Source organism: Wolbachia endosymbiont of Glossina morsitans morsitans (genome assembly GCF_000689175.1).
GTDB lineage: Bacteria > Pseudomonadota > Alphaproteobacteria > Rickettsiales > Anaplasmataceae > Wolbachia > Wolbachia pipientis.
Genome location: NZ_AWUH01000058.1, coordinates 1 through 3,342, shown reverse-complemented (window position 1 = coordinate 3,342; position 3,342 = coordinate 1). Strand labels below are relative to the sequence as shown.

4 protein-coding genes are annotated in these 3,342 nt (G+C 34.4%); all 4 read left to right on the top strand.

Features of this window, described 5'->3' with window-relative positions:
• Positions 1-94: 94 nt before the first annotated feature.
• Positions 95-1,090 carry a porphobilinogen synthase gene (gene hemB / locus WGMM_RS01435; RefSeq protein ID WP_038248996.1) on the top strand — a complete coding sequence of 332 codons (996 nt, stop codon included), beginning with the start codon at positions 95-97 and terminating at the stop codon, positions 1,088-1,090.
• Positions 1,091-1,236: 146 nt separating this feature from the next.
• Entirely contained in the window at positions 1,237-1,995 is a 759-nt protein-coding gene (locus WGMM_RS01430; RefSeq protein ID WP_038248993.1) for a hypothetical protein, read from the top strand.
• A gap of 43 nt (positions 1,996-2,038) precedes the next feature.
• The gene (locus WGMM_RS01425; protein WP_081818057.1) at positions 2,039-2,878 is read left to right on the top strand and encodes a glycine--tRNA ligase subunit alpha; all 840 of its coding nucleotides are present in this window, start codon (positions 2,039-2,041) and stop codon (positions 2,876-2,878) included.
• Positions 2,879-2,881: 3 nt separating this feature from the next.
• Positions 2,882-3,342: glycine--tRNA ligase subunit beta (locus WGMM_RS01420; protein WP_038248987.1), on the top strand; the 461-nt coding region annotated here is incomplete at its 3' end.

The window sequence follows — 3,342 nt, the reverse complement described above, 5'->3', positions numbered from 1 at the left end:
CGCCTTGGTTGGAAAGTATTTTTACCAATATCAGTGTTTTGGGTGATACTCATTTCAGGGGTGTTGCTCTTTACTGAGAATTTGCCCGGATCCAATGTTTAATTTCCCAAATACAAGATTAAGACGCAGGCGCTCGAGCAAATGGGTTCGCAATTTAACAAGTGAAAATAGTTTATCAGTAAATGATCTGGTTCTTCCTCTGTTTGTTCATGACAGAGAAGAAACAACTGAACCAATTTCTGGCTTACCAGGCGTAAAGTGTTATTCAATAGATGGATTAGTGTCTATAGTTAAGGAAGCTAAAGATTTAGGGATTAATGCTGTTGCAATTTTTCCTGTAGTTGATAGTAAACTAAAATCTGAAAACGCTGAGGAAGCATATAATTCTGACAACTTAATCTGCAGAGCAATTTGTGCTGTAAAATTAAAGGTACCTGAAATTGGTATTATTGCAGACGTTGCATTGGATCCATACACTATTCACGGCCATGACGGCATTTTAAAAGATAATCAGATGGATGTAGAAAACGATGAAACTATATCAGTGCTGTGTAAGCAAGCGTTTGCTTTAGCGAAAGCAGGATGTGATATAGTTGCTCCTTCTGATATGATGGATGGTAGAATAGGAAGAATCAGAAAATCATTAGATGATAACAACTTTCAAGACGTATTAATATTATCTTATGCAGTGAAATACTGCTCTAGCTTCTATGCTCCATTCAGGCAAGTCGTTGGTTCGTGTGGGCTATCACATTCTATAGACAAAAGTGGTTATCAAATGGATTATAAAAATGCGCGCGAAGCAATGTGCGAAATTGAAATGGATATAAATGAAGGTGCAGACTTTATTATGATTAAACCAGGTATGCCATATTTAGATATTATCAAAACAGCAAGTGATAAGTTTAATTTTCCGATTTTTGCTTACCAAGTAAGCGGTGAGTACGCAATGATAAAAGCTGCTGCAAATAATAGCTGGCTAGATTATGACAAGGTGATTTATGAGTCTTTGATTGGTTTCAAACGTGCGGGTGCAAGTGCAATATTCACTTACGCTGCACTTGATATTGCAAAAAATTTAAGTGCATAAGCCCTATAAAATTATTAAATTTTTGGCGCACGTTCTTCTACTGTTGCTGCATGTTACCTAAAATCTTTCAATACATGTTTTAAGTTGTTGATAAGTCCGTTACAATACAGTATTATAAACAATATAAACCAAGTGTTACTTAGAACATGGGGATTTTTTTTAAATTTTTGGGAAAGATGCTAGGTAGGGTTTTTCCTGCCAAAACAGTAAGCTCTCTTTTAGGAATAGGATATTTACCAAGTTGGCAGAGCTATTGGTCTTCTTTTTTAATATTATTTATTGTCGATGTTATATTAATTCTTACATATGGAGGCGAATACTTACTATATAAAATGCCAGACTCAGGAATAGTTGTAGCTGCTGTTTTTACAAAATTGGCAATAGTTATGTTAGTAATGCAATTAATTGGAATATTTATTTTTCATGCTCAAGACCCTTCAGCAAACAGTGGTGAAGAGATAGTAATACAAATAGCGTCAGGGCAAGTACTGACTGTAGCACTTTCAATGCCAGCAATAATGTCAATTTATTATGCTGTAAGTAAACTCTATGGGAATATATGTAAGCAGATGTTTCAATGCCCATTTTGGTTTAATGATTTTGTGCACTTTTTCTTTTTTCTTATGATACCTTACGTATTTTTTAATGTCGTAGAAGTGATAAAACCATGGCCAATAAGTTCAATACAACTCAGCTATAATAATGCAATGTCAATTACATTTGAGGGGATTTTTCACACATTTTATGCAGTGATTTTACTGTATTTAACAGCATTTATATTCTGCGATTTAACCATGCATGATGCAATTGTCCTGAATAAAAGCATAATTCAGTATGTGAGAGAAAGTTCAGCAGTTTTAGGTGATTATTTACATAGTGCTGCAAAAAAGATAAATATTGAATAGTACTTATTTATTTATATATTTAGTATAAAAAGTGACAGTTTATGTGAACTTACAAAGTATAATAAAGGAGTTGCAAGATTTTTGGGCTGGTGAAGGCTGTGTTATACTTCACCCATACACATCTGAAATTGGTGCTGGTACATTACATCCTGCAACAATTATGTCTGCAATTGATACAAAACCAACAAGAATTGCATATTTACAACCAGTAATTAGGCCAGCAGATGGGCGCTATAGTGATAATCCTAATCGCTTGTATCAACATCACCAATATCAAGTTATAATAAAACCATCTGGTAATAATTTACAAGACGTCTATTTAGATAGCTTAAAAGTTCTTGGCATATCTACAGAAAAATATGATATTAAGTTTGTTGAAGATGATTGGGAAAATCCAAGTGTTGGTGCATCAGGACTTGGTTGGGAAGTTACATGCAATGGAATGGAAGTAACACAGCTTACTTATATGCAGCAAGTTGGAGGGATTGACTGCAAGATGATTCCTGGTGAGGTGGCATATGGGTTGGAACGTTTAGCAATGTGCATACAAGGTGTAGATAATGTTTACGATATAACTTGGAACGATAATGGTGTAACTTATGGAGATATTTTTAAACAAAGAGAATATGAATTTTCTTATCTAGCGTTAGATTATTATGATACTAAAGTGGTACAGCAGCAATTCGAAGATACGGAAAAATTGTGCAAGTTCCTTATTGAAAAGGAGCTACCAATGGCAGCTTATGACCAATGTATTAAAACTAGTCACCTACTTAATCTGCTTGATGCAAGAGGTGTGCTTGGTGTGAATGAACGTACAGCTTATATTGGTAGAGTTAGAGAGCTGACAAAAAAATGTTGTGAATTGTACATGAGTAAATAGCGTATGTCGTTGCAGTTGTTATTTGAGTGCCTTTCAGAAGAAATACCACCGAGAATGCAGAATTCAGCTACAGTTCAAGTTAAGAGCTGTATTGCCAATGTTTTTAACAAAAATAATGTAAAATTTACATCAATGGAGGTTTTTGTAACGGCACGTCGCATTACCCTATTTGTCGACAACATAAATGCTTTGGAGCTAAAGGATTCCAATAACGAAGTTAAGGGACCAAACATTAACGCACCAAAAAGTGCTATCGAAGGTTTTTTAAGAAAATATCAGAAAAATGAAGAAGATTTGCTCGTTCGAAAAGTAAATAATGAGGATTTTTACTTCATTAAAAGAGAAAGCTGCTCATTTAACATTCAAGAGTTTCTTAAAAATCAACTAGGAGAAATATTAAAAAATTTCTCTTGGCCAAAAAGTATGAGATGGGGCAAAGGAAAAGAAAGGTGGGTTAGGCCAAT

What these genes read in the sequence shown, in the direction of transcription:
- WGMM_RS01430 (WP_038248993.1), top strand. Translation starts at nt 1,237, where the DNA reads ATGGGGATTTTTTTTAAATTTTTGGGAAAGATGCTAGGTAGGGTTTTT.
- hemB (WP_038248996.1), top strand. Translation starts at nt 95, where the DNA reads ATGTTTAATTTCCCAAATACAAGATTAAGACGCAGGCGCTCGAGCAAA.